The organism is Rhodanobacter sp. UC4451_H18 (genome assembly GCF_052978225.1).
In genome coordinates, this window is the sequence record NZ_CM129663.1 from 1,967,784 (window position 1) to 1,991,927 (window position 24,144).

General features: G+C 69.6%; 23 protein-coding genes. 15 read left to right on the top strand and 8 right to left on the bottom strand.

Annotation, left to right across the window (positions count from 1 at the left end; translation table 11 throughout):
• Genes tatC through ACVCMG_RS09040 form a run of 4 tightly spaced genes read right to left on the bottom strand, consistent with a single transcriptional unit; the run spans nucleotide 1 to nucleotide 2,229 of the window.
• Complete coding sequence (tatC, locus tag ACVCMG_RS09025) at nucleotides 1-774, bottom strand: twin-arginine translocase subunit TatC (protein WP_395121072.1); 774 nt, start codon at nucleotides 772-774, stop codon at nucleotides 1-3.
• Nucleotides 761-1,195: a Sec-independent protein translocase protein TatB gene (gene tatB / locus ACVCMG_RS09030; protein ID WP_447101110.1), complete on the bottom strand. Its 435-nt coding sequence runs from the start codon at nucleotides 1,193-1,195 to the stop codon at nucleotides 761-763. Before tatB ends, tatC begins: the two co-directional genes overlap by 14 nt.
• Before the next feature lie 24 nt (nucleotides 1,196-1,219).
• On the bottom strand, nucleotides 1,220-1,483 hold the full coding sequence (tatA, locus tag ACVCMG_RS09035) for a Sec-independent protein translocase subunit TatA (protein WP_395121070.1): 264 nt from the start codon (nucleotides 1,481-1,483) through the stop codon (nucleotides 1,220-1,222).
• Nucleotides 1,484-1,539: 56 nt separating this feature from the next.
• Entirely contained in the window at nucleotides 1,540-2,229 is a 690-nt protein-coding gene (locus ACVCMG_RS09040; RefSeq protein ID WP_395121069.1) for a lipid-binding SYLF domain-containing protein, read from the bottom strand.
• 108 nt (nucleotides 2,230-2,337) lie between these two features.
• On the opposite strand from ACVCMG_RS09040, the gene hemH reads away from it, so the two are divergent.
• Entirely contained in the window at nucleotides 2,338-3,393 is a 1,056-nt protein-coding gene (gene hemH / locus ACVCMG_RS09045; protein WP_447113911.1) for a ferrochelatase, read from the top strand.
• A complete protein-coding gene (locus ACVCMG_RS09050; protein ID WP_447101112.1) occupies nucleotides 3,390-4,244 on the top strand; it encodes an alpha/beta fold hydrolase in 855 nt (284 codons plus the stop codon). The genes hemH and ACVCMG_RS09050 overlap by 4 nt, the downstream gene beginning before the upstream one ends.
• An 88-nt stretch (nucleotides 4,245-4,332) precedes the next feature.
• Here the strand turns inward: ACVCMG_RS09050 and ACVCMG_RS09055 are convergent, their stop codons facing one another.
• Complete coding sequence (locus ACVCMG_RS09055; protein ID WP_447113912.1) at nucleotides 4,333-6,039, bottom strand: dipeptidyl-peptidase 3 family protein; 1,707 nt, start codon at nucleotides 6,037-6,039, stop codon at nucleotides 4,333-4,335.
• A 125-nt stretch (nucleotides 6,040-6,164) separates the two neighbouring features.
• Between ACVCMG_RS09055 and ACVCMG_RS09060 the strand changes: the two genes are divergently transcribed.
• The 5 genes from ACVCMG_RS09060 to ACVCMG_RS09080 all read left to right on the top strand — a co-directional run bounded on the left by ACVCMG_RS09060 (nucleotide 6,165) and on the right by ACVCMG_RS09080 (nucleotide 11,004).
• Nucleotides 6,165-7,520 (top strand): TCR/Tet family MFS transporter, encoded by a 1,356-nt coding sequence (locus ACVCMG_RS09060; protein ID WP_447105402.1) that lies wholly within the window; start codon nucleotides 6,165-6,167, stop codon nucleotides 7,518-7,520.
• The gene (locus ACVCMG_RS09065) at nucleotides 7,517-8,023 is read left to right on the top strand and encodes a DUF1993 domain-containing protein (RefSeq protein ID WP_447113913.1); all 507 of its coding nucleotides are present in this window, start codon (nucleotides 7,517-7,519) and stop codon (nucleotides 8,021-8,023) included. Before ACVCMG_RS09060 ends, ACVCMG_RS09065 begins: the two co-directional genes overlap by 4 nt.
• A 223-nt stretch (nucleotides 8,024-8,246) precedes the next feature.
• Nucleotides 8,247-8,471 carry a hypothetical protein gene (locus ACVCMG_RS09070; RefSeq protein ID WP_395121063.1) on the top strand — a complete coding sequence of 75 codons (225 nt, stop codon included), beginning with the start codon at nucleotides 8,247-8,249 and terminating at the stop codon, nucleotides 8,469-8,471.
• 136 nt (nucleotides 8,472-8,607) lie between these two features.
• Nucleotides 8,608-10,266 carry an NAD(P)/FAD-dependent oxidoreductase gene (locus ACVCMG_RS09075; RefSeq protein ID WP_447113914.1) on the top strand — a complete coding sequence of 553 codons (1,659 nt, stop codon included), beginning with the start codon at nucleotides 8,608-8,610 and terminating at the stop codon, nucleotides 10,264-10,266.
• A 75-nt stretch (nucleotides 10,267-10,341) separates the two neighbouring features.
• Nucleotides 10,342-11,004, top strand: coding sequence for a DsbA family oxidoreductase (locus tag ACVCMG_RS09080; RefSeq protein WP_447113915.1), 663 nt, complete (start codon nucleotides 10,342-10,344; stop codon nucleotides 11,002-11,004).
• Between the two features lie 10 nt (nucleotides 11,005-11,014).
• Here the strand turns inward: ACVCMG_RS09080 and ACVCMG_RS09085 are convergent, their stop codons facing one another.
• Nucleotides 11,015-13,915 (bottom strand): bifunctional diguanylate cyclase/phosphodiesterase, encoded by a 2,901-nt coding sequence (locus ACVCMG_RS09085; RefSeq protein ID WP_447097478.1) that lies wholly within the window; start codon nucleotides 13,913-13,915, stop codon nucleotides 11,015-11,017.
• A gap of 234 nt (nucleotides 13,916-14,149) precedes the next feature.
• Here ACVCMG_RS09085 and dinG point away from each other — a divergent pair, with 234 nt between their 5' ends.
• From dinG to ACVCMG_RS09115, 6 genes are all read left to right on the top strand, one after another.
• The gene (gene dinG / locus ACVCMG_RS09090; protein WP_447113916.1) at nucleotides 14,150-16,252 is read left to right on the top strand and encodes an ATP-dependent DNA helicase DinG; all 2,103 of its coding nucleotides are present in this window, start codon (nucleotides 14,150-14,152) and stop codon (nucleotides 16,250-16,252) included.
• Nucleotides 16,249-16,803, top strand: a complete 555-nt coding sequence (locus ACVCMG_RS09095) for a HutD/Ves family protein (protein ID WP_447097480.1) — start codon at nucleotides 16,249-16,251, stop codon at nucleotides 16,801-16,803. Before dinG ends, ACVCMG_RS09095 begins: the two co-directional genes overlap by 4 nt.
• 73 nt (nucleotides 16,804-16,876) lie before the next feature.
• Entirely contained in the window at nucleotides 16,877-17,455 is a 579-nt protein-coding gene (locus tag ACVCMG_RS09100; RefSeq protein WP_447113917.1) for an NnrU family protein, read from the top strand.
• A gap of 93 nt (nucleotides 17,456-17,548) precedes the next feature.
• On the top strand, nucleotides 17,549-17,746 hold the full coding sequence (locus tag ACVCMG_RS09105) for a hypothetical protein (protein ID WP_447113918.1): 198 nt from the start codon (nucleotides 17,549-17,551) through the stop codon (nucleotides 17,744-17,746).
• Between the two features lie 13 nt (nucleotides 17,747-17,759).
• Nucleotides 17,760-18,356 (top strand): DUF938 domain-containing protein, encoded by a 597-nt coding sequence (locus tag ACVCMG_RS09110; protein ID WP_447101120.1) that lies wholly within the window; start codon nucleotides 17,760-17,762, stop codon nucleotides 18,354-18,356.
• Nucleotides 18,357-18,393: 37 nt separating this feature from the next.
• On the top strand, nucleotides 18,394-18,795 hold the full coding sequence (locus tag ACVCMG_RS09115) for a YchJ family protein (protein ID WP_395121054.1): 402 nt from the start codon (nucleotides 18,394-18,396) through the stop codon (nucleotides 18,793-18,795).
• A gap of 3 nt (nucleotides 18,796-18,798) precedes the next feature.
• On the opposite strand, the gene ligB is transcribed toward ACVCMG_RS09115, so the two are convergent.
• On the bottom strand, nucleotides 18,799-20,478 hold the full coding sequence (gene ligB / locus ACVCMG_RS09120; RefSeq protein WP_447113919.1) for an NAD-dependent DNA ligase LigB: 1,680 nt from the start codon (nucleotides 20,476-20,478) through the stop codon (nucleotides 18,799-18,801).
• Nucleotides 20,479-20,578: 100 nt separating this feature from the next.
• Complete coding sequence (locus ACVCMG_RS09125) at nucleotides 20,579-21,352, bottom strand: NRDE family protein (RefSeq protein WP_447101123.1); 774 nt, start codon at nucleotides 21,350-21,352, stop codon at nucleotides 20,579-20,581.
• A 121-nt stretch (nucleotides 21,353-21,473) separates the two neighbouring features.
• Between ACVCMG_RS09125 and ACVCMG_RS09130 the strand changes: the two genes are divergently transcribed.
• Both ACVCMG_RS09130 and ACVCMG_RS09135 read left to right on the top strand, forming a co-directional pair.
• Nucleotides 21,474-22,646, top strand: coding sequence for a murein hydrolase activator EnvC family protein (locus ACVCMG_RS09130; RefSeq protein ID WP_447097484.1), 1,173 nt, complete (start codon nucleotides 21,474-21,476; stop codon nucleotides 22,644-22,646).
• Nucleotides 22,647-22,756: 110 nt separating this feature from the next.
• The gene (locus ACVCMG_RS09135; protein WP_447113920.1) at nucleotides 22,757-24,112 is read left to right on the top strand and encodes a S41 family peptidase; all 1,356 of its coding nucleotides are present in this window, start codon (nucleotides 22,757-22,759) and stop codon (nucleotides 24,110-24,112) included.
• Nucleotides 24,113-24,144: the final 32 nt, after the last annotated feature.

Below are 24,144 nucleotides of genomic sequence, written 5' to 3' on the forward strand. Positions count from 1 at the left end.
TCAGTCGGCGTCCGGTGCCGGCGAACGCGGCGGGATCAGCCAGCGCACCGCCAGCACGCCCACCTCGTACAGCAGGCACATCGGGATGCCCAGCATCAGCATCGAGGTGATGTCCGGCGGCGTGATCACCGCGGCCACGCCGAAGGCGCCCACGATCGCGTAGCGGCGGCCGCTGCGCAGCTTGTCCAGATCCACCACGCCGATCGCCGCCAGCACCACCACCGCCACCGGCACCTCGAAACACAGGCCGAAGGCGAAGAACATCAGCATCACGAAATCCAGGTACTGGCTGATGTCGGTCATCATCTCCACGCCATTGGGCGTGACCGCCACCAGGAAGCGGAACGCCGCCGGCAGCACCAGGAAATAGGCAAACGCGCAGCCGAGATAGAACAGCGCCATCGCCGCCACCAGCAGCGGCCGCGCCAGGCGTTTCTCGTGCTTGTACAGGCCGGGGCTGACGAACGCCCACAACTGGTACAGGATCACCGGCATGCTGATGAACAGCGCCAGGTAGAAGGCCAGCTTCAACGGCGTGATGAACGGGCTGGTGACGCCGGTGGCGATCAGGTGCGCGCCTTCGGGCAGGCGCGCCACCAGCGGCGCAGCCAGTTGCGAATAGAGCCGGTTGGCGAACGGCACCAGCGCCAGCAGCACCAGCACCAGCGCGGCCAGCGACTTGAGCAGGCGCGTGCGCAGTTCGAGCAGATGGGAGAACAGCCCCTGCTGCAGGTCGCCCTCAGGCCCGGATTCGGGCGTGTCAGCGGTCGCCATGGGTCACCTGGCGGGTCGGGGCCGCGGGTCGGTCGGTGGTCGGCTCGCCCAGTGGCAATTCGGCCTGCGGGCCGGGTTCGGCGGGCTCCTCCGCGGGAGCGGCGACCGGCTCGTTCAGCGATTCGCCGGCTGCGGTGACTTCACCGACGATCTGCGCCAGCGGTTCGCGCACCTGGCCCACGCCGTCCTTGACCTGCTGCTGCGCGGCTTCGGCCTGCGCCGCCGCCTCGCGCGCGGCGCGGCGGATCTCCTCGACCTGCAATTCGCGCTCCACCTCGGCGCGCACGTCGTCCCAGCCGCGGCGCACGCGGCGCATCAGCGCGCCGGCGGTGCGCGCCGCACCGGGCAACTTCTCCGGGCCGAGCACGATCAGGGCGATCAACGCGAGCAGGACCAGTTTGCCGAGGCTGAACTCGATCATCGTCGCGCACCAGCCGCCGCCGGCCTAGCGGGTTTCGCTGGAGTCGCGCTGACTCTGCGTCGCGGCGGGATCGGCCGGCTTGGGATCGGCGCGCAACTGCTCGGCCTCCTTGCGGCGGGCGTCCTCGTCGTCCTTCTTCTTCGCCTCGTCGTCGCCGCTGAGGCCCTTCTTGAAGCCGCGGATGGCCTCGCCCAGGTCCGGACCCAAGTTGCGGATTTTCTTGGTGCCGAAGAGCAGCAGCACGATCACCAGGAAAATGAGCCAATGCCAGACGCTGTCAAAACCCATGGTCAACCTCGAGGCCGATTCCAGCCGAACAAAGCTGGCGCCAATCGCGCCGTCAGTTACTGTGAAGTGTACTCCTCGAGCTGGTCGCGGAACTTCACGACCGGCGCAGGGACGTTGCTGACGCCGCCTTCGAAAATGCGGCGCGGCGTGATGCCCGCGCCATACACGGCGGCATTCGCATCATAGTCGATGCGCAGCGCCGCGCCATCCAGTGCGACACCGGCGAACAGGCCGCGGCTGCGCGAGTAGGAGTAGATCTCCGCCTTCAGTTGCGCATCGGTCGAGGCATGCGCGGTGCGCCCGACCGGGCCGGCGGCGGCAGCGGCATCGGCGCCCAGGGTGAACTTGCCGTTCACGATCGAATCGACGCCCTTCTGGGTGCGGAACACCAGCACCACGTCGGTGGACGACACGCCGGCCTGGAAACCCACGCTGCCGCCGGTCATGGTGATGAAGCTGGGGTTGGACCAGGTGCCGTCCGCGGCCTTGACCGAGACCAGGCCTTCGCCGCGGCGGCCGCCGAAGACGAAACCGACCTTGAGCATGCCGGGAATCACCGCGATCGCCCTGGCGTCGCGCAGCAGGTCGCGCGGAATCGCCTTGTCGGGCGCCTGCATGATTTCGTTGAGCACCGTCACCGCATTGGTCGCGCGCACCAGCGGCGGGTCCTCAGCGTGCGCCGCGGTCAGCGGCAGCAGCAGGGCAAGGCCGATCAGCAACACGTGGGGCAGCATGGTCTTGGACATGGGAGCTCCATAGGCTTGAGATGATTTCGTCGGGCGTCGGCTGCCGGCGTGCTTGTGGCAGACTGCGGTTTGTGGCCGGTACGACCGCGCCGCTTCACGACTGTCACGATGCCCTTGCCCGATCACTATACCGGCGTTGCCGGCCATTCCCACGAGGCCGCACCGGCCACCGTTCAGGCTGGCGTGCTGCTGGTCAACCTGGGCACGCCGACCGCGCCGACCGCCGCCGCCGTGCGCCCCTACCTGGCCGAGTTCCTCGGTGACCGCCGGGTGATCGATTACCCGCGCTGGCGGTGGTGGCCGATCCTGCACGGGGTGATCCTGCGCGTGCGGCCGAAACGTTCCGCGCACGCCTATGCGCGGATCTGGGACGAACGCGGCTCACCCTTGCGCTACCTCAGCGAGGCGCTGGCCGCGGCGCTGCAGGCCGAGTTCGATCGCCGGCAACCCGGCACGCTGCGGGTGGCACTGGCGATGCGCTATGGCGAGCCGTCGGTGATACGCGCCGTCGAACAGCTGCAGCGCGAGGGCGTGCGCCGGCTGCTGGTGCTGCCGCTGTACCCGCAATACTCGGCGACCTCCACCGGTTCCGTCATCGACGCCGTCGCCGACGCGCTCAAGACGCTGCGCTGGCCGCCGGAGCTGCGCCTGGTCAACGATTACCACGACGACGACGGCCACATCGAAGCGCTGGCCACCAGCATCGAACGCTGGTGGGCGGCCAACGGCCGCGGCGAGAAACTGCTGCTGTCGTTCCACGGCATTCCCGAGCGCTACGTGCGGCTCGGCGATCCCTACGCGGAACAATGCCGGCGCACCGCGCAACTGCTGCGCGAACGGTTGCAGCTGGGCGAAGCGGACATGGTCGTCAGTTTCCAGTCGCGAGTGGGGCGCGAGCGCTGGCTGCAGCCGTACACCGACACCACCGTGCGCCGGCTCGCTGCCGACGGCGTGCGCAGGCTCGACGTGGCCTGCCCCGGCTTCGCGGTGGACTGCCTGGAGACGCTGGAGGAGATCGCGATGCAGAACCGCGACTTCTTCACCGAAGCCGGCGGCGAGACGCTGCGCTACATCCCCGCACTGAACGACAGCGCCGAACAGGTGGCCGGCCTCGCCGCGCTGATACACCGACACCTCGGTGGCTGGCCGGAAGGCGGCGCATGACCGAACCGGTCGAGCGGCGCATCGCGCTGCCCGCGTCGACGCTGGCAGCGCAAGTCTGGGGCGAGGCCACGTTGCCACCGCTGCTGGCCCTGCACGGCTGGCTCGACAACGCCGGAAGCTTCGCGCGCCTGGCGCCGCGATTGGCCGCGCGCTGGCAGGTGATCGCGCTGGACCTGCCGGGCCATGGCCATTCCGGCCATCTCCCCGCCGGCGCCAGCTACCACTACGTCGACCACGTGCAGGCGGTGCTGTCAGCCGTCGACGCGCTGCAGCTGGATCGCTACGCGTTGCTCGGCCACTCGCTGGGTGCCGGCATCGCCAGCCTGGTCGCTGCGGCGCGGCCCGAGCGGATCGAGCGCCTGCTGCTGATCGAAGGCCTCGGCCCGCTCGGCGACGACGGTTCGCACACGCTGCAGCGCTTCCGTGACGCGCTGGCGCCACGCGAGAGCAACGGCAAGCCGCTGCGGGTGTTCCGCGACGTCGCCCAGGCGATCAGCGCACGCAGCATCGCCAGTGGCCTGCCCGCCGAACAGGCACGGTCGATCGTCGAGCGCGGCCTGCTCGAAACCGACGGCGGCTGGTGCTGGCGCAGCGACCCGCGCTTGACCCGTTCCAGCGCCGTGCGGATGGCTGAGGCGCAAGTGCACGCGCTGCTGCGCGGCATCACCGCACCCACCGCGCTGTTGCTGGCGCAGCCGACGACGCCTTACCTGCCCGACGCGATGATGCAGACCCGCGCCGCTTGCGTGGCGCACATCGCAGTCAGTCACATGGACGGCGGCCACCACCTGCACCTCGAACACCCGCAAGCCGTCACCGACTGGATCAAAAACTCGTCACCGCTGCCGTAGGGCGGGCAATGCCCGCCGCACTGCATGACGACACAAGGCAGGAGCAGAAGCCGGCGGGCAGTGCCCGCCCTACCGCGTCCGAGACTCGTCAGAGCTTCTTCAGGCCCAGCACGTCCAGGCCCTGCTCGAAGCGGATGTCGACCGGGATATGCGCCTGGTCGAGCCGCTTCAGGTCGCCGACCAGCTCGGCGTCGACGGCGCCCATCTGGTCGGTGAGCCGCTTGGCCGCTTCGTAGTCGCCGTCGCCCTGGATGGTCAGCAGCTTGGCCGACAGCGCGTTCATCGCCGCGGTCATCTTGTCGAAGTCGACGCGGTAGCGGCCAGTGTTCTCGTCACGGCTGAACGCGCCCTGCTGCTTGAAGAAGTTGAAGCGCACCATGTTCGCCTTGGCATGCGCGTCGCTGGCGCCGAAGCGCACCGAGCGCAGGATGCCGGCGAGGAAGGTGACGTAGTTGTCCATCAGCTTCGACTTGTCCAGCTCGCCCTTGTCGGCCAGCTTGCTGACCATGTACAGGCCGAGGATGTCGGCCTTGCCTTCCTCGAAGCTGGAGGCCTGGTCCTTCAGCGCCTTGCGCACGGTGCCTTTGCCGTCCAGCGTGTTCTTGATGCCCAGGCCGTGCGCCACTTCATGAAACATGGTGTTCTGGAAGAACGCGTCGAAGGTGAGGTTCTTCTGCTGGTCTTCGGCGATCAGCTCATGGGCGATCGGCAGCATGATCTTGTCGAACTTCGCCTGCATCACGTTTTCCAGCTGCAGCCGGCGCGTGCCTTTCTTCAACTGCACCTGCTCGTCGTTGGGCAGGTTGATCGCGATGGTCTTGGCGCCGACGTTGGCGTCGCCGCCGTAGTAGACCGCGAAGTAGGCGTTGAGGTCGGCGTCGGAGCCGGGCTTCTCGGCCTTGTACTTGTCGGCCACCGGCAAGCCGCGCTGCAGTTCGGGCAGGTATTTGGCGAAGCGCGCGAGCTTCGCGCTCCACGCCTGGTCCTTGATCAGCACGTAGGATTCGTAGCTGGCCTTGTAGCCGTAGAGCTGGTCCTCGTAGGTCTCGATCGGACCGATCACGATGTCGACCGGGTTGCTCTTCATGTCCATCCAGGCGAAGTCGCTGGGCTGGTAGTCGTCGCTCAGCAGCGCGTCGGCGCGCATCGTCAGGTACTTCCGGAAGCCGGCGTCCTTTGCCAGTTTCGCGGCTTCGCGCAGCAGGCCGGCAGTCTTTTCCAGTTCGGCCTTGTACGCCTCGTGGTAGGGCACGGTGACCAGCTGGCCCTGCGCGTCGCGGCGCAGCAGGGTGTACAGCGCGGTCTTGTCCTTGAGCGGCGACTGCTCGAACTGCTCCTTCGTCATGTCGGCCGGGTAGAACTGCGCGCCGGCCGGGCGCGGGCCGATGCCGTCGACGAAGGGCTTGTCGTTGTCCAGCCGGTCCCACGGGCCGTAGTTGATCTCGGCGAATTCGCGCACCGCCGGGTCGCCGATCTTCGCCAGCAGCGCGTCACGGTCGCCCCAGCTCTGCTTCCAGTACAGCGCGTTCATGCTGTCGGCGGCCTCCACCAGCAGGGCGATCATCTGCTTCTGCCCGGCATCGAACGCCGACAGGTCCGCCGTGAGTTTCACCGTGGCGTAGTCGGACAGATGCCGCTGCACCTGTGCCGCCGTCTCGATGGCAGCGGGCGCGACCACGGAGGTCGTCGGCGCGGGCGCCAGCTCTTCCTTCGACACCGGCTGCGCGGCGTCGGGATGGGAGGAGCAGGCGGACAGCGCGAGCAGCAGGCAGGCGGGAAGCAGGCGTCGCAGCATGATCGTGTCCTGGCGAGAGAATGTTGCATGGTATCGCTCCGGCGGCACGGGGATACCTGACCGGTTGCACATGCGGCCGCGGCAGGCGTGGGTTATCGTCGCCTTCCCCTCGCTTCGCCACGTCCATGGACCAGCCGTCGATGCCTGTCGCTCCGCGCCATCGCGCCGCGCTGGCCTTCATCTACGTCACCGTGCTGCTCGACATGCTGGCGTTCGGCATCATCATCCCGGTGCTGCCGCACCTGATCGAGCAGCTGGCCGGCGGCGGCATCGCCCGGGCAGCGTGGTGGGTGGGCATCTTCAGCACGGTGTTCGCGATCGTGCAGTTCGTGTTCTCGCCGGTGCAGGGCGCGCTGTCGGACCGTTTCGGGCGGCGACCGGTGATCCTGGTTTCCAACCTCGGCCTGGCCGTGGATTTCGTGATCCTGGCGCTGGCGCCCACGCTGTGGCTGCTGTTCGCCGCGCGCGTGCTGCTGGGCATGACGGCGGCCAGCTTCAGCACCGCCAACGCGTACATCGCGGACATCGTGCCGAAGGAGAAGCGCGCCGCCGCGTTCGGCATCCTCGGCAGCGCGTTCGGACTGGGCTTCATCATCGGCCCGGGGCTGGGCGGTTTCCTGGGCGGCATCGCGCTGCGGCTGCCGTTCTGGGTGGCGGCCGGGCTGGCGCTGTGCAACTTCCTGTACGGCTGCTTCATCCTGCCCGAGTCGCTGCCGGCCGAACGCCGCACCGCGCGCATCGAGCTGCACAGCGCGCATCCGTTCGGCTCGCTGAAGCTGCTGCGCCGCCAGCGGCAGGTGTTCCACCTGGCCATCGTGCTGTTCCTGGTCTACCTCGCCCACTACGTGCTGCAGACGGTGTTCGTGCTGTACGCGGATTACCGCTACCACTGGGGCCCGCAGGCGGTGGGCTACGTGCTGATGCTGGTCGGCGCCTGCGACGGCTTCGTGCAGGCGGTGCTCACCGGCAAGCTGGCGCCGCGCTTCGGCGAACGCCGCGTGCTGCTGGCCGGCATGCTGTTCGGCGTGGGCGCGTTCCTGGTGATGGGCGTGGCCGATGTCGGCTGGGCCTTCCTGTTCGGCATCCCCCTGCTGGCCCTGTGGGGCCTGGCGATGCCGCCGATCCAGTCCCTGATGACGCAGCAGGTCGATCCCTCCGAGCAGGGTCGACTGCAGGGCGCGATCGGCAGCCTGGGCAGTTTCGCGGGCATCTTCGGGCCGTACCTGTTCGCCCAGGTGTTTGCGCTGTCGATCGCGCCGGGCTCGCCGCTGCACCTGCCCGGCGCCGCCTTCGTGCTGTCGGCGGGCCTGATGCTGGCGGGCCTGGTGATCGCCGCGCGGGCCACCCGGCGCCTGCCGCAACCCGCCGCCCACGTCACGGCCGAATCGCTGCCCGGCGACGCGCCGGCACTGTCCGCCATCCATCCGGCAACACCCACCCATCCGCCGCAGGCGGTCCACCCACAGGAAGAAAAACCATGACACTTTCCATGTACCAGGCCTCCGTCCCCGTCTTCGTCCGCGCGCTGGGCAACCTCGCCCATGTGCTGCAGAAGGGCGAGCAACATGCGATTTCGAAGAACGTCAGCGGCGAAGTGCTACTGCAGGTGCGCCTGATCCCGGACATGCTGCCGCTGATCAAGCAGATCCAGATCGCCTGCGACATGGCCACGCGCGGCGCGGCGCGCCTCGCCGGCGTCGAACCGAAGTCCTTCGAGGACAACGAGACCACCCTGCCCCAGGCCTACGACCGCATCGCGCGGGCGATCGATTACGTCAAGAGCTTCAGCGCCGAACAGATCGACGGCAGCGAGACCCGCACCATCGTGATGAAGACACGCGCCGGCGAAGTCACGCTCGAGGGTCAGGCGTACCTGTTCGGCTTCACCATCCCCAACCTGTTCTTCCACTGCACCACCGCCTACAACATCCTGCGCGAAGCGGGCACCGACATCGGCAAGAAAGACTTCATCGGCGAAGCCTGAGCGGGCGAACTCCGTCCTGCGGGAGCGAGTCCGGGCGGAGGCCGGACTCGCCACCGCAAGCAGTCGCCCCAGCCGCTCCACTCGTTGAAACCACGGCGATCAGCCGCGACTGGCGGCGCATGTCCCAAACTGTGACGCACACCACCTTTGCCTGCCCGCTGCTGGCGCGTCCCCTGCTTGCTGTCACTCGTCCCCACGGTTCTTCCCCTTCGAGTGACTTTCCATGAACAGGATTTTTGAATGCATCATCGCCGGCGGCCCGCAACACGGCCAACTGTGCCGCGCGCCCTGGGATGAGCAGCGTGCCACGCCCCCCGCCATCATCGCGGAGGATGGCGAGGTTTGCGTCGCCGCGGCACGCAAGCACACGGACCCGGCGCACACGCGCTTCATCCTGCTGCACCCGCGGGCAACCGGTGAGCAGTTCCTGACCCTGCTGGCGGCCTGAGTGACCCGCAGCGTCAGTTTCCGCTCGCCGGCCGCCTTGTCGGCCGCCTTGTCGGCCGCACGCAAGGCGTCGACAATGGCCGGCCCATCGAAGGCGCCGGGAATCGCGCGCGCCATCGGCGCACCGGACCCCACGCATGCTGCGACTCACCGACCTCAAGCTGCCGCTCGACCACGGCGAGGCCGCGCTTGCCGCTGCCATCGCCAGGCGGCTTGAGCTCGAACCCGGCGAGCTGACCGGCTACACCATCGCCCGCCGCGGCTACGACGCGCGCAAGCGTGGCGCGATCACGCTGATCTACGCGCTGGACATCGACACCCCGCGCGAAGCCGAACTGCTGCAACGCTTCGCCGACGACGCGCACGTGCAGCCCACGCCGGACACCCGCTACCACTTCGTGGCCGAGGCACCGCCGCGGTTCGAACACCGCCCGCTGGTGATCGGCTTCGGCCCCTGCGGCCTGTTCGCCGGCCTGATCCTGGCGCAGATGGGTTTCCGCCCGATCATCCTCGACCGCGGCAAGGAAGTGCGCGAGCGCACGAAGGACACCTGGGACCTGTGGCGCAAGCGCAACCTGCATCCGGAGTCGAACGTGCAGTTCGGCGAGGGCGGCGCCGGCACCTTTTCCGACGGCAAGCTGTACAGCCAGATCCGCGACCCGCAACACCACGGCCGCAAGGTGCTCACCGAGTTCGTCAAGGCCGGCGCGCCGGAGGAGATCCTCTACGTCAGCAAGCCGCACATCGGCACGTTCCGGCTGGTGACGATGGTGGAGCACATGCGCGCCACGATCGAGTCGCTGGGCGGCGAGATCCGTTTCAGCCAGCGCGTGGACGATCTGCTGCTCGAACCGCGCGCGGACGGCCAACAGCAGATTCGCGGCGTCACCCTGGCCAGCGGCGAGCAGTTGCGATCCGATCACGTGGTGCTGGCACTCGGCCACAGCGCGCGCGATACGTTCGAGATGCTGCATGCGCGCGGCGTGTATCTCGAGGCCAAGCCGTTTTCGATCGGCTTCCGCATCGAGCACCCGCAGTCGGTGATCGACCGCGCCCGCTTCGGGCCGCAGGCCGGCCATCCGATCCTGGGCGCGGCCGACTACAAGCTGGTGCATCACGGCAAGGGAAATCAGGGTGGACGCGGCCGCTCGGTGTACAGCTTCTGCATGTGCCCCGGCGGCACCGTGGTGGCCGCCACCAGCGAGCCGGGCCGCGTGGTCACCAACGGCATGAGCCAGTACTCGCGCAACGAGCGCAACGCGAACGCGGCGGTGGTGGTCGGCATCGAGCCGTCCGACTTCGCGCCGTACGGTGAAGGCCCGCTCGCCGGCATCGCGCTGCAGCGTGCACTGGAAAGCCACGCCTTCACCCTCGGCGGCGAGAACTACAACGCGCCCGCGCAGCTGGTCGGCGACTTCCTCGCCGGTCGCGCATCACGCGAATGGGGCGACGTGCAGCCCTCCTACAAGCCCGGCGTCACCCTGGGCAGCCTCGACAGCGCGCTGCCCGACTACGCCATCGCCGCGATCCGCGAAGCGCTGCCCGCGTTCGAGCGCCAGATCCGCGGCTACGCGATGCACGACGCGATCCTCACCGGCGTGGAAACGCGCACCTCCTCGCCCGTCCGCATCACGCGCGACGACAGCCTGCAGAGCCTCAACGTCCGCGGCCTGTATCCCGCCGGCGAAGGCGCCGGCTACGCCGGCGGCATCCTTTCCGCCGCTGTGGACGGCATCAAGGTGGCCGAGGCGCTGGCACTGGACATGGCGAAAAGCCGGGTTCGCGCAGACGATTGATTGTGCCGCGCCCCGGCCGCATCTTGGGTCCGGTCCGCAGCGCCGCTGCCTCCCCCCGGATTTGCGAGGTATCCCATGTCCACGTCAGCGATTCCCGTTCCGCTGCGCATCGATTTCGTCTCCGACGTGTCCTGTCCCTGGTGCGCCGTGGGCCTGGCGTCATTGCAGCATGCGCTGGCGAAGCTCGATGGCGAGGTGTCCGCGGAAATCCACTTCCAGCCGTTCGAGCTGAATCCGCAGATGGCGGCGGAAGGCGAGGATTCCACCGAGCACCTGCGGCGCAAGTACGGCAGTTCGGCCGAGCAGATCGACGCCAATCGCGAGGCGATCCGTGCGCGCGGCGCGGCACTCGGTTTCACCTTCAACATGGACCGGCGCAGCCGCGTCTACAACACCTTCGACGCGCACCGGCTGCTGCACTGGGCCGAGCTGGAAGGGCGGCAGCTGGTGCTGAAGCAGATCCTGCTGCGCGCGTATTTCACCGACGGAGAGGACGTGAGTTCGCACGACACGCTGGCGCGGCTGGCTGTCGAAGCGGGGCTGGATGGCGAACGGGCGCGGCAGTTGCTCGAAAGCGACGAATTTGCCGACGAGGTGCGCGCGCAGGAGCAGTTTTTCATGTCGCGCGGCATCCACTCGGTGCCGGCCACCATCGTCAACGGCCAGCACCTGATCTCCGGCGGTCAGCCGCCGGAGGCGTTCGAGGAGGCGTTGCGGCAGATCGCCGCCGCGCGATAGGGCGCGCGATTCAGGACTCGAACGGCGCGGGCCGCCCGATCCAGTAGCCCTGCCCCATGGCGCAGCCCATCGCGTGCAGCGCGGCGTACTGGATCTCGGTCTCGATGCCTTCGGCGACCACGTCGATGTCCAGCGCGCGGGCCAGCGCAAGCACCGCTGCGACCACGGTGGTACTGCTGGTGTTGGCGCCCTTGTCCAGCTCGTTCACGAACGCGCGGTCGATCTTCAGGATGCGCAGCGGCAGCGAGTGCAGATAGCTCAGCGACGAATAGCCGGTACCGAAATCGTCCAGTGCCGCGCCGACGCCGGCGGCGCGCAGGCGCTCCAGCGTGGTGCGCACGCGCTCCGGATCGTCGAGCAGGGCGCCCTCGGTGACTTCCACCACCACCCGCGTGGGCGGCAGGCCGGTGCGTTCGAGCAGCTCGATCAGGCGTGAGTCGAAATTGTCGTGGCGCAGGTGCATCGCCGACACGTTGAGCGTCATGAAGGTGTCGGTGCGCTCCTGCCGGCGCAGGCGCTGGCAGCTGATCTCGAACATGTGCCAGTCGATCGCCTCGATCAGCCCGCTGTCCTCGGCGATCTTGAGGAAATCGCCCGGCAGCAGCAGGCCGCGTTGCGGATGGTTCCAGCGGATCAGCGCCTCGTAGCCGACCACCGCGCGATCCTCCAGGCGGCAAATGGCCTGGAAATGCGGCTCGAACTGGCCGTGCTTCAGTGCCTGGCGCAGCTCGCCTTCCAGCGTCAGCACGTCGACCACGCTGCGCGCCAGCGTCTCGTCGAACAGCTGGTAGCGCTTGCGGCCGAGTTCCTTGGCGCGATACAGCGCGATGTCGGCATCGCGCAGCACCTCGTCGGCGGTCAGGTAGCGGCCGTCGCCGATGGCGATGCCGACGCTGACCGCCACTTGCAACTCCTTGCCGCCGGCGGGCATCGGTTCGGCCAGCGCATCCATCACCCTTTGCGCCACGACGTTGGCGTCGGCCGGCTGCTCCACCGATTCCAGCAGGATGGCGAACTCGTCGCCCGACAGCCGCGCCACCAGGTCCGGATGACGCACGCAGCCGGACAACCGCGTGGCGACCTCTCTCAGCACCTCGTCGCCGGCCAGGTGGCCGAGGCTGTCGTTGATGATCTTGAAGCGGTCCACGTCCATGTACAGCAGCGCGCAGCGCGGGCGTGTGCCTGACGCCGGCGTCGACAGCACGCGGTCGATGCGGTCGCGCAGATAGCTGCGATTGGGCAGGCCGGTCAGCGGATCGTGCATCACCTGGTGCTTGAGCTGATCCTGCACGCGTTCGCGCTCGATGATCTCCTTGCGCAGCGCCAGCGTGCGCTCTTCCACCCGGTGTTCCAGCTGCTCGTAGGCGCGATGCAGGGCCTCGGCGGCACGGCGGCGGGTGAGGCTGTTGGCGACCTGGGTGGCCACGAAACTCAGCAATTCCTGCTCGGACGGACCGTAGGAGACGTCGGCGTCGTAGCTCTGCACCGTCACCAGCCCGATGACCTCGTCGCCGACGATCAACGGCACGCCGAGCCAGCAGGTGGAAGGCGAGCCGGAACGGCCGGCCACGATCTCGCCGCTGCGTTCCAGCTCCTCGATGTCGGCGTTGTCGGCGCGCAATGCGGTGCCCCGGCGCAGCACGTATTCGCTCAGCCCGCGGCCGAGCGGGCGGCTCGGCGGCGGACGCAGCTTGGCGTCGACTGCGTAGGGGAACAGCAACTGCTGGCGGTCGTCGGAGAGCAGCGCGATGTAGAAGTTCTGCGCGTTGAGCAATTCGCCCACCACGCCGTGCACGCGGCGGTAGAACTCGCCATGGTCGATGTGCGCGGTGGCCAGTTCGGCGATGCGGAACAGCGCGGTCTGCAGGTGCTCGGCGCGCTGCCGCTCGACGATCTCCTGCTGCAGGCCGCGATTGGCTTCGGCCAGTTGCGCGGTACGCAACTGCACGCGCTGTTCCAGATCCTCCTTGCCCTGCTTGCGCTCCAGCGCGATCAGGATGTGGCTGGCGACGAACTCCAGCAGCGCCAGGTCGCCCGGGGTGTAGCCGATCTCGGGCCGGTAGCTCTGCACCACCAGCGCCCCGCCGGGGCGGCCGTCGCGCATCATCGGCACGCCGAGCCAGTCGCGGCTGTCGGTGCCGATCACCTTCACCGGGCCCTGCGCCTGGATGCGCAGCTCCTCGGCGTCGCCCATGCGCGCCTTGCCGTCGCGCAGCACATACCAGGTCAACGTGTGCTCGATCGCGCTGATCGGCATGTCGAGACCGCCGCCTGGCGCCACGGGGTCTTCCACGTCGACGTAGTACAGGAAACGGACCGTGTCGCGCGCGGCGTCGTGCAGCACGATGAAGAAGTTGTCCGCGTACATCAGCCCGCTGACGATGGCATGGATGCCGCGCAGCACGGTGGGCATGTCGCGCTCGGAACCGGCGAGGTCGGAGATCGCGAACAAGGCGCGCTGCAGGTTCTCCGAGCGCTCCAGTTGCTCGTGCGAGTGCTGCAGTTCGAGCCATTCCAGCGCACGTTGCAGATGCAGGCGGGCCGGCCGCAGCAGCGCAGCCATCTCGTCGAGAAAGCGGGGACCCGCCGATGCAGGCTGCAGGCGCAGGACCAGCACGGCCGGCTGCGGCAGCTCGCACAGGCGCAGTGCCACGCGTTGACCGTCCGCATGCCACTGTGCCCCGGCGGTGCCGGCAGCCAGTTCGATCCACGGCCAATCGGCATCGTCGACCGGCATGGGCGGCATGCTGCAGACGCCGGCCCGATCGTGCAGCCGCCACAACACGCTGGCGGCTTCGCAGCCGGGCCGGTCTCGCGCCAGCGCGGCGATTGCCGCAGCCACTTCCGCTGGCGAGCGGGCGCCGACCAAATGGGTCAGCCAATTCAATTGCAGCGAGTCGTCGATGGACATCGACTCCATCGTGCCCCCTTTTCTGTCGCCGGGATGTCGCCGGGATGTCGCCGGATCAGGTTCGAGCCGCGGCCCGACCCAGCATACGCGCCTGCCACTGTGCGACATTCCGCGGGGCATCGGCAAGCCGCGGCCGCGTTGACATGTCCGATAGACTGGGCAGCCCGCCGGCAGGGCAGCGCACACGCGCGGCGCGCCCCGGCCCCGCACCGTGTCACGGACCTGTCACCCCGCATGCTCGCCGACTCCACCAAGGACGCCATTCGTGCCGCCTACGCCCGCATCAAGGAGGGCCTGCCGGGGTTTCGCGCGCGCGCCTCGCAGGGGCGCATGATCGCCGAGGTCGCCAAGGCGCTGGCCAGCGCCGGCGGCGTGGCGGTGATCGAGGCGCCCACCGGCACCGGCAAGTCGATGGCCTACCTGGTCGCCGGCCATGAAGTGGCGCGCTTCCAGAAGAAGAAGCTGCTGATCGCCACCGCCACCGTGGCGCTGCAGGAACAGCTCGTGCAGCGCGACATTCCGCTGTACCTGAAACTCAACGACATCGAAGCGAAGGTGGCGCTGGCCAAGGGCCGCGGCCGCTACCTGTGCCCGCGCAACCTGCTGATGGCGGCCAACAGCATCCACGACGCGCAGCTTGGCCTGGCCGGTTTCGAGGCCGACCTGCTGCTGTGGAACAAGCCGCCGCAACCGCGCGACAAGCAGTCGCTGGCCAAGCTGCGCGACGCGTTCGACCGCGGCGAATGGAACGGCGACATGGACAGCGCGCCGGAGCCGGTCAGCGACCTGCTGCGGCCGATGATCACCACCAGCGCCGGCGGCTGCACCGGGCGCAAGTGCGGGCAGTTCATGAACTGCCCGTTCTTCGCCGCGCGCCGCGCGGTCGACGACGCCGACATCATCGTGGCCAACCAGGATCTGGTGCTGGCCGATCTCACCATGCCGGGCGAGGACGACAGCTGGGGCGGCGTGATCCTGCCGCGCCCGGACGAGACGCTGTACATCTTCGACGAAGGCCACCACGTGCCCGGCAAGGCGATCGAACGCGGCGCGGCCGAAGTCTTCATGACCGCCACCGTGCGCCAGTTGAGCCGGCTCGGCCGGCAGGTGCATGCGGCCTATTCGCTGACCGACAAGGAACGCCTGGGCAAGCTCGCGCTGGACCAGGGCGACGAGAAGCTGCAGGAGCTGAGCAACACGCTGGAGGAGCTGGAGAAGGAAATCCGCCTCGCCTGGCTGCCCGACCCGGCCGAGACCGAACCGATGTACCGCGGCTCGCTGGGCCAGCTGCCGGAGCCGTGGGTGGAGCATGCGCGCGCGCTCGACCTGCTCACCGGCGAGGTGCAGCGCTGGCTCACCGCGGTGCGGCGCGCCGTGGTGGAGATGACCGACGGCGGACCGACCCAGGAGGCCTTGTCGCGCGAGCTCGGCATCGCGCTGGAGCGCATCGGCCGGCAGGCCGCCTGCTGGCGCGCGTGGTCCAGCGACGATCCGGACAACGCCCCGCCGCTGGCGCGCTGGGTCACCCTGGGCGCGGACCAGCAACTGGTCTGCCATGCCTCGGCCGTCTCCGCCGCGGGCCTGCTGCGCAACGTGCTGTGGAACAACGCCAGCGGCGTGGTGATGACCTCGGCCACGCTCAGTGCCGGCGGCAACTTCCGCGGCTTCGCCGATGCCGTGGGCCTGCCCGACGATGCGGTGACGCTGAGCCTGCCCTCGCCGTTCGACCTCGCCGCGCAGGCACGCCTGGAAGTGCCCGCGATGCACACGCTTCCCGACGCGCGCGAGGCGCACGCCGAGGAAATCAGCGCCTGGCTGGCTGACCACCTCGACTGGGACGCCGGCAACCTGGTGCTGTTCACCTCGCGCGCGAAACTCGACCGCGTGCTGCAGAAATTGCCGATCGCGCACGTGCGCAAGGTCCGCGCGCAAGGGTCGCTGGGCAAGTCGCAACTGGTCGCCGAGCACTGCGCCGACATCGAGGCCGGCAAGGGCAGCACGCTGTTCGGCCTCGCCTCGTTCGGCGAAGGCCTCGATCTGCCCGGCAAGCTGTGCGAGACGGTGGTGATCACCCAGTTGCCGTTCGCCGTGCCCACCGACCCGGTCGGCGCGACCTACGCCGAGTGGCTGGAATCGCGCGGCCGCAACCCGTTCATCGAGGTCAGCGTGCCCGAGGCTACCCGCCTGCTCACCCAGTACTGCGGCCGCCTGATCCGCAGCGAAACCGACCACGGCCGCATCGTGTTGCTGGACCGCCGCGTGGTCACCAAGCGCTACGGCAGCGGCATGCTGCGCGCATTGCCGCCGTTCGAGCGCGTCATCGAGAGAACCGCATGATCGTCCGCCTGTCCGACTGCCCGCTGCGGCCGTGGAAGAACGGCCTGGGCCGCACCCGCGAAATAGCCGTCCAGCCATCCGCCGCCGGCATGGACGATTTCCTGTGGCGCGTCAGCCTCGCCGAGGTCGACAGCGCCGCGCCGTTCTCCGCGTTTCCCGGCATCGACCGGCAGATCGCGCTTCTCGACGGGGCCGGCTTCACCATGACGCTGGATGACGGCCGCAGCCACGCGCTGACCGCTCCGTTTGTGCCGTTCGCGTTTCCCGGCGAGGCGAAGGTCGAGGTGGCACTGGCCGGCGGCCCCACCCGCGACTTCAACCTGATGCTGCGCCGCGGCCGCGCGCGCGGCGGCATCGAAGTGTGGCGGGATACCGGAGCGCACGCGACGGGCGCCGCCACCGTGCTGGTGTACTGCGCCCGCGGCGCCATCGACTGCGTCGACGGTACGCTGCAAGCAGGCGATGCCTGGCGACCTTCGTCGGGCGCGGCATCGATGACCTTGCACCCAAATGCGGTGGCGCTGGTCGTGCACGTCGAACCCGTCGCCTGACGGATGTCACTGGGCCGCGGCGCCGCGCTGGCCTATCCTCGACCTTCGTCGCCGCCATCGGAGTCACCCCGCCATGCTCGTGTTGATTCTCGGCCTCGTGCTGTTCCTCGGCATCCACTCGCTGCGCATCTTCGCCGACGACTGGCGGGGGCGGCAGATCGCGCGGATGGGCCTGATGCGCTGGAAGGTGCTGTATGCCGCGGTGGCGATCGCCGGTTTCGTGCTGCTCTGCTGGGGCTTCGGACTGGCGCGCCAGCAACCGGTGTTGCTGTATGTGCCGCCGCTGTGGCTGCGCCATCTCAATGCGCTGTTCACCCTGGTGGCCTTCGTGTTGTTCATCGCGGCGCGGGTGCCGCGCAACCATTTCAAGGCGAAGCTGCATCACCCGCAGGTGCTGGCGGTGAAGGTGTGGGCATTCGGCCACCTGCTGGCCACCGGCATGCTGCACGACATGGTGCTGTTCGGCGCGTTCCTGCTGTGGGCGGTCGTGCTGTTCGCCGTCTCGCGCCGGCGCGATCGCCGCGAAGCCGCCGTCTACGCTGCCGGCACGGTGCAGGGCGACGTGCTCACCGTGGTGATCGGCGGCGCGCTCTGGCTCGCCTTCGTGCTGTGGCTGCACCTGTGGCTGATCGGCGTGAGCCCGATGGCCTGAAATCGCGGCGGGGGGGGTGTCGGGAGTCATCTGCGCGCGCGCCGCGCGCTGCGCTACAGTGCCGGCGTCCCCACCCCTGCGGAGGATCAACGCATGGTCGGTTTCCTGCTCTGGCTGTTGCTGCTGGTGTTCTGCTGGCCGATCGCCCTGCTCGCCCTGGTGCTGTACCCGATCGTGTGGCTGCTGTTGCTGCCGCTGCGGCTGGTCGGCATCACCGTGAGCGCGGTGTTCGCCTTCCTCGGCGCGTTGCTGATGCTGCCGGCGCGCGTGCTGCGCGGTCGCCCCGCCTGAGCGTGGCGCGGGCGTGGACAAACCCCACTCGCCTGCGTGCGAACGCAACCGCGAATCCATCCTCGGCGTGCTGCGCCGGCACGTCGCCGGATGCCGGCACCTGCTGGAGATCGGCAGCGGCACCGGCCAGCACGCGGTGCACTTCGCCGCGGCGATGCCCTGGCTGAACTGGCAATGCTCCGACCGCGCCGAGAATCTCCCGGGCATCTGCGCCTGGCTGGATGAGGCGGCATTGCCGAATACGCCGCCGCCACTGGAGCTGGACGTCAATGGCGACTGGCCGGCCGGCCCCTTCGATGCGGTGTTCAGTGCCAACACGCTGCACATCATGAGCTGGGCGGAAGTGCAGCGGCTGTTCGCCCGGCTGCCCGCGGTCACCACCGCCGATGCGGTGCTGGCGATCTACGGGCCGTTCAACCAGCATGGCCGCTACACCAGCGCCAGCAACGCCGCGTTCGACGCCTGGCTGCGCACGCGCGGCGCGCACATGGCGATCCGCAACGCCGAGGCGGTGGACGCGCTGGCCGAGGCCGCGGGCTTCCACCTGCTGCTCGACGTCGCGATGCCGGCGCACAACCGCTGCCGCGTATGGCAGCGCATGCACGGCTGAACCTGCAAGTCGGGGCCGAAGCAGGTACAAAGGCCGCATGAAGTCGATCGACACGCTGACCCCCTGCCCCTGCGGCAACCCCGCCGGCTACACCGCCTGTTGCGGCCCGCTGCACGACGGCGCCCCCGCTGCCAGCGCCGAGCAGCTGATGCGCTCGCGCTACAGCGCCTACGTGCTCAAGCGCGAGGATTACCTGCTGGCCAGCTGGCACGCCGACACCCGGCCCGCCTCGCTGCGGCTGGCCGCGCAGCAACCTGCGCCGACCTGGCTGGGGCTGGAGGTGCGGCGCCAGCAGATGATCGATGCCGACCACGCCACGGTGGAATTCGTCGCCCGCTATCGCCTCGGCGGCGGTCGCGCGCAGCGGCAGCACGAGACCAGCCATTTCGTGCGCGAAGACGGCCGCTGGTATTACCACGACGGCGAACTGAAGAGCTGAGCTTCAGAAGCCGGGCACGCCGGCTGTATGCAGGCGCGCGGCCTGCTCGCGAACTTCGGCGCAATCGAAGAACGCCACCAGCTGGTTCGCGCGGCCGGCACCGACGCCCTCCTGCGCCTGCCAATCGTCTGCTCCGCGCGCCTCCAGCGTCGGCCAGTCGGCCGCTCCGCGCGCCTGTCCGGCCGGCACGCCCAGCGCCTGCAGCCAGCGCGCGAACGGACGCTCGCGCGCACTGGCGAAGACCCGCGCCAACGCGGCCGCGCGGTTCGCGCCGAGGCCGGGCACGGCGGCCAGCTGCGACGGCGTGAGACTCATCCAGTCCAGCAGATGACGTACCAGGCCCGCGTCGACCAGCGCCCGCCAGGTGCCCTCGCCCAACCCTTCCAGCTGCAGTCCGTGGTGGCCGCCGAGCCATGCCAGCCGGGCGAGAAACTGCTGCTCGCAACCCGGCGTGGCCTGCCAGCAGGTCAGCGGCCCGTGCATGCGCGGGTCCGGCGACGTCACCGGCGCGCGCTGCAGCGCGCGCCAGGCGACCGACTGCAGGCGCGGAATGGTCAAGCCCGCGAGCACCACCTCGACCTGGTCGCCGGGACGGATGTCGAGCTCGCGCCAGCGCTTGAGCGAGCCCACGCTGACGCGCTGCACCCGATGGTCGTCCAGTTGCACCGGTTCAAGCTGCAGCACCGGCGTGATGCGGCCGCTGCGACCGACGGTGAATTCCACCGCGCGCACCTCGGCCAACGTGGAGGCGGCCGGATACTTCCATGCCACCGCCCACTCCGGCGGCGCGGCACGCCAGCTCGCGGCGGCTGGCCGCCGGCCCTGGCGCACGACGGTGCCATCGGCCGCGAACGGCATCGCGTGGTGATACCACTGCTCACGCCAGCGCTCCACCTCGGCCAGCGAGGCGACCGGTTGCGTGTAGCGCACGCTGTCGGCCAGCCCCATCGCCTGCAATCCTGCCAGCCGCGCCGGCATGTCGGGCGGGCCGCTGGGCCAATCCCACACGAACAGGCCGATGTGCGCGGCCGCATCGCCGAGCTCATCGCGCGCCATCGCCGCGGCCACCGCCGAACGCGCGTTGAGGCCGCCGTCCGTGGCCTGCACGTGGCCGGGCAGGCGCCAGACCAGCTCGCCCTGCAGCACCACACGCGCCGGCGCATGCGGCAGGTACCTGGGGATCGCGGCGATCCGCCGCGCCTGTCCGGTCCAGTCCGAGCCGTGCAAACCGTCGCCGCGACTGCTGGCCTGGCGCAGGCGTCCATCGACGTAGAGCAGCGTGACCGCGACGCCGTCCGCCTTCGGTTGCACCCACAGATCCTGGTCGCCGCGCGCGCGCATCCACTGCGCCAGGGCGGCGGCATCGGGCAGCTTGGCCAGGCCGGTCTGCGCCACCGGCGAAGTGACCCGGCCACCGGCATCACCCAGGTGGTTCAGCGCCGCCGGCGCCTGCCCGGGGAAGCAGCGGCGCCATTGCTCGAACCGCTGCAAGGCCTGGTCGTACACCGCATCGTCCACCGGCGCGGCGCCCTCGACGCGATAGGCGTGGTTCCAGCCGTCGAGGCGATCGTGCAGCGCCAGCAACTCGTGTTGCGCCCGCGCGGGCGGCCAGTCCGGGCAACCCGCGTGCACGCCGTGGGCGAGCGGCACGATCGCCGCCAGCAGAAGCCATCCCTTGCGCATGCCCATCCCCTCGACCCGGACCAGGGAACCAGCCTGCCCGCCGCCCGGCGGCCCACCCAGCCGGCTGCGCCGCCGGGCTGCGTAGGTGAACGCTGTCCGCTCAGGCCGGCAATCGGCCACCGAAACGCAGCAAGGTTTCGCCGAGGTAGCGCGCGTGCGGACCGAAGCGACGCTCCGCGATCACGCCGGCGCCGTCATGGTCGATCGCCACCACGGTACTGGCACGGGTGCCGTAATCGGCGCCGCGGATGAAGGCACTGGAGAGCCGGCGCTCCTGCTCGAGGCCAACGCCGGTGTCCGGCAAATGCTCGTCCGGCGCCAACTGCTCGTCGGCCAGCGCGGCGAACAGCGCGGCGAAGTCGGTGTCGTCGCCATCGTCGATCCAGCGCTGCAGGCGTTGCATCAGCGCGCGCGTCTTCGGCCACGGCGTATTGAAGTCGGCGTTGGACAGGCCGTGCACGCCGGGCGTGACCGCCTGCGCCTCCGGCTGCGGCCGGTTGCCGAGATAGAACGCCGCCTGCGCATCGAAGGTGAGCAGGTTGAACGGGCGATAGTCCGCAGCCACGCGCAGCAGGTGCTCCGCATGCGCGGTGGCATCCTCGGCGCCCGTCAGGTAGTCGCGGATCAGCAGGCCGCGCGAGGCGCCGAGCTGCGGGTCGCGCGGATCACGCACGTTGGTCACCACCGCGCAACGCCCCGCATCGGATACGCCGAGCCAGCTGCCGCCGGCCTGCAGATCGCGCCCGGCGAGGATCGGCGCGTCGTCCCAGCGCGCCAGCGCGGCGCTGGGCCGCGCATGGAACTCGTCGCGGTTGCCGGCCAGCAACAGGCGCCAGCGTGGATGGACTTGCCAGGCAAACGCGATCACGCACATGCACCCACACCCTCTCTCGACGTTTCGTCGGCGCCGCACCGTGGCGCCGCAGATGTCGCGCCAACATAGCACCGTCGCCGGCACGCTCGCCCCGCGCCGCGGGCTCGGTGATAATCGACCGATGCGCAATCCATCCCGTTCGATCCGCCGCGTGCTCGGCGCGCTGCTCATCGTTGCCTGCCTCGGCGTGACGTACGCCGCACCCGCCGCGCCGGCCGGCCAGCACGGGAGCCGCGCCGAACAGGCCGCCGCCAGGCAGAAGCTGGCCGACCTGCGCCGCAAGATGGAGGCGCTGGCCGCCGAGCAGGCCGACACCGCGGCCAGGCGCGACAGCATGAACGCGGAATTGGCGAAGCAGGCCAATGCGCTGGCCGCCGCGGCCAGGGCCGTGCGCGAGACCGATGCCGCGCTGGCGGCGGGACAAAAGCAGCTCGACGAGCTGCAACAGCAGCGCGACACGCTGCAAGGCGAACTGCAGCACCAGCGCGCCGCGATCGCCGACCTGCTGCGCGCCACCTACACCCTGGGCCACGGCTCGGACCTGCGCCTGCTGCTCGGCGACGAGGACGTGGCCCGGATCGCCCGCGCGCTGGTCTACTCGCAGTACTTCCAGCGCGATCGCGTGCAGCGCGTGGAGAAACTGATGGGCGACCTGGCCCGCCTGCAGGAACTGGAAAGCTCGATCGCGGCCCAGCAGCAGACGCTGCAGGCGACGAAGGCCCAGCGCCAACAGCAGGCGCAGCAGCTGGCGCGGCAACGCGCGGCGCGGCAGAAGCTGGCCGCGGAAACCGACGCGAAGTACAAGGACCAGGCGCAGCGCCTGGCCGCGATGAAACAGAACGCGCAATCGCTCAACCAGCTGCTCGACAAATTGCAGAAAGCCATCGACGAGGCCGCCGCGCCGCAACGCGGCCAGCCGCCGCCGTCGCGCTCGGCCGACATCCGCGGCAAGCTGCCGTGGCCGGCCAGCGGTGCGGTCAACCCGTTCGGCAACGGCGTGCTGATCAAGGCCGCCGCCGGCAGCGAGGTGCACGCGGTGGCGCGCGGGCGGGTGATCTACGCCGGCTTCCTGCGCGGTTACGGCATGCTGCTCATCCTCAACCACGGCAACGGCTGGATGAGCATGTACGGCAACAACGAAAGCCTGCTGCACGGCGTTGGCGACGAGGTCGAGGCCGGCGAGGCGATCGGCACCGCCAGCGCGGTCACCGGCGTCAACACCGGCGTGTATTTCGAGCTGCGCAAGAATGGCCAGCCGGTGGACCCGGCCAGCTGGCTGCGCAAGCACGGCTGAGGCACCGCCGCACGGCGTGGTGAATTGTTGCGCGATCCGGCGGTCCCACCTCCTGCCATACTTCGGCGGCGCTGCGGCGCGCCGTCTTTCCGTCGAGCGGAGTCAACTGCATGCCTTGTTCCCACCGTAGAGCGGCCGCCTGCATGGCCTTCCTGTCGCTGCTGGCCGTCGGCGCCGGTCAGGCGCAGACCACCCCCGCCAGCGCGGCCAGCGCGGGCGAACCGGCCCGCGCCGGCAGCACCGCCGCGGCCGACCCGGTGGACCTGCAGGACATCCGCAATTTCAGTCGCGTCTACCAGATGGTGCGCCAGGCCTACGTCGAGAAGGTCGACAACAAGACCTTGATGAAGGCGGCCATCACCGGCATGCTGGCCGGGCTCGACCCGCACAGCGAGTACCTCGACAAGGAGGGCCTGCAGCAGCTCAGCGAGGACACCTCCGGCCAGTACAGCGGCCTGGGCATCGAGGTGTTGCAGGTGGATGGCGGGCTCAGGATCGTCTCGCCGATCGACGACACGCCCGCCGCGCGCGCCGGCATCAAGCCGGGCGACAACATCGTCAAGATCGACGGCAAGCTGGTGGACCCGCAGAACGTCAACGAGATGTTCCAGCGGCTGCGCGGCAAGCCGGGCAGCAAGATCACCCTCACCATCATGCACGAGGGCAGCGACAAGCTGGTCGACATGCCGCTGGTGCGCGAACTGATCTCGGTCAGCAGCGTCAAGGTGCGCGAACTGGAACCCGGCTACGCCTACATCCGCATCAGCCAGTTCCAGGATGACACCGCCGCCGACCTGCAGAAGAAACTGGGCGAGCTGGTCACCAGGAACGGCCCGCAGAAGGGCGCCGTGCTGGACCTGCGCAACAACCCCGGCGGCCTACTCACCGCGGCCGTGGCCGTCGGCGACGACTTCCTCGACAGCGGCGTCATCGTGACCACGCGCGGGCGGCTGCCCGACGCCAACATGAGCTTCAGCGCCCACCCCGGCGACCTGCTGGACGGCGCGCCGATGATCGTGCTGACCAACCACGGCACCGCCTCGGCCGCCGAGATCGTCTCCGGCGCGCTGAAAGACAATCACCGCGCGCTGACCATGGGCCAGCGCAGCTTCGGCAAGGGCGTGGTGCAGACCGTGCTGCCGCTGGATGCCGACCATGCGGTGAAGATCACCACGGCGCGCTACTACACGCCCAACGGCACCTCCATCCAGGCCGAGGGAATCAAGCCGGACATCGCGCTGGCCGACCTCGCGGTGAGCCAGGCCGACCACCCGCCGGTGCTGATCAGCTCCGAGGCGGATCTGCCCAACCACCTCGCCAACGAGAAGGCAGCCACGGCGACCGACATCGACGACGACGGCAGCGCCGCCGATGCCACGCTGGCCACCAGCGATTACGCGCTGGCACAGGCGCTGAACGTGCTCAAGGGCATGGCGCTGCGCATGCCGGCGACGCGGCAGCCGTGAGCCGGCGCCTGCGCGGTCGACGCGGCGTGCAC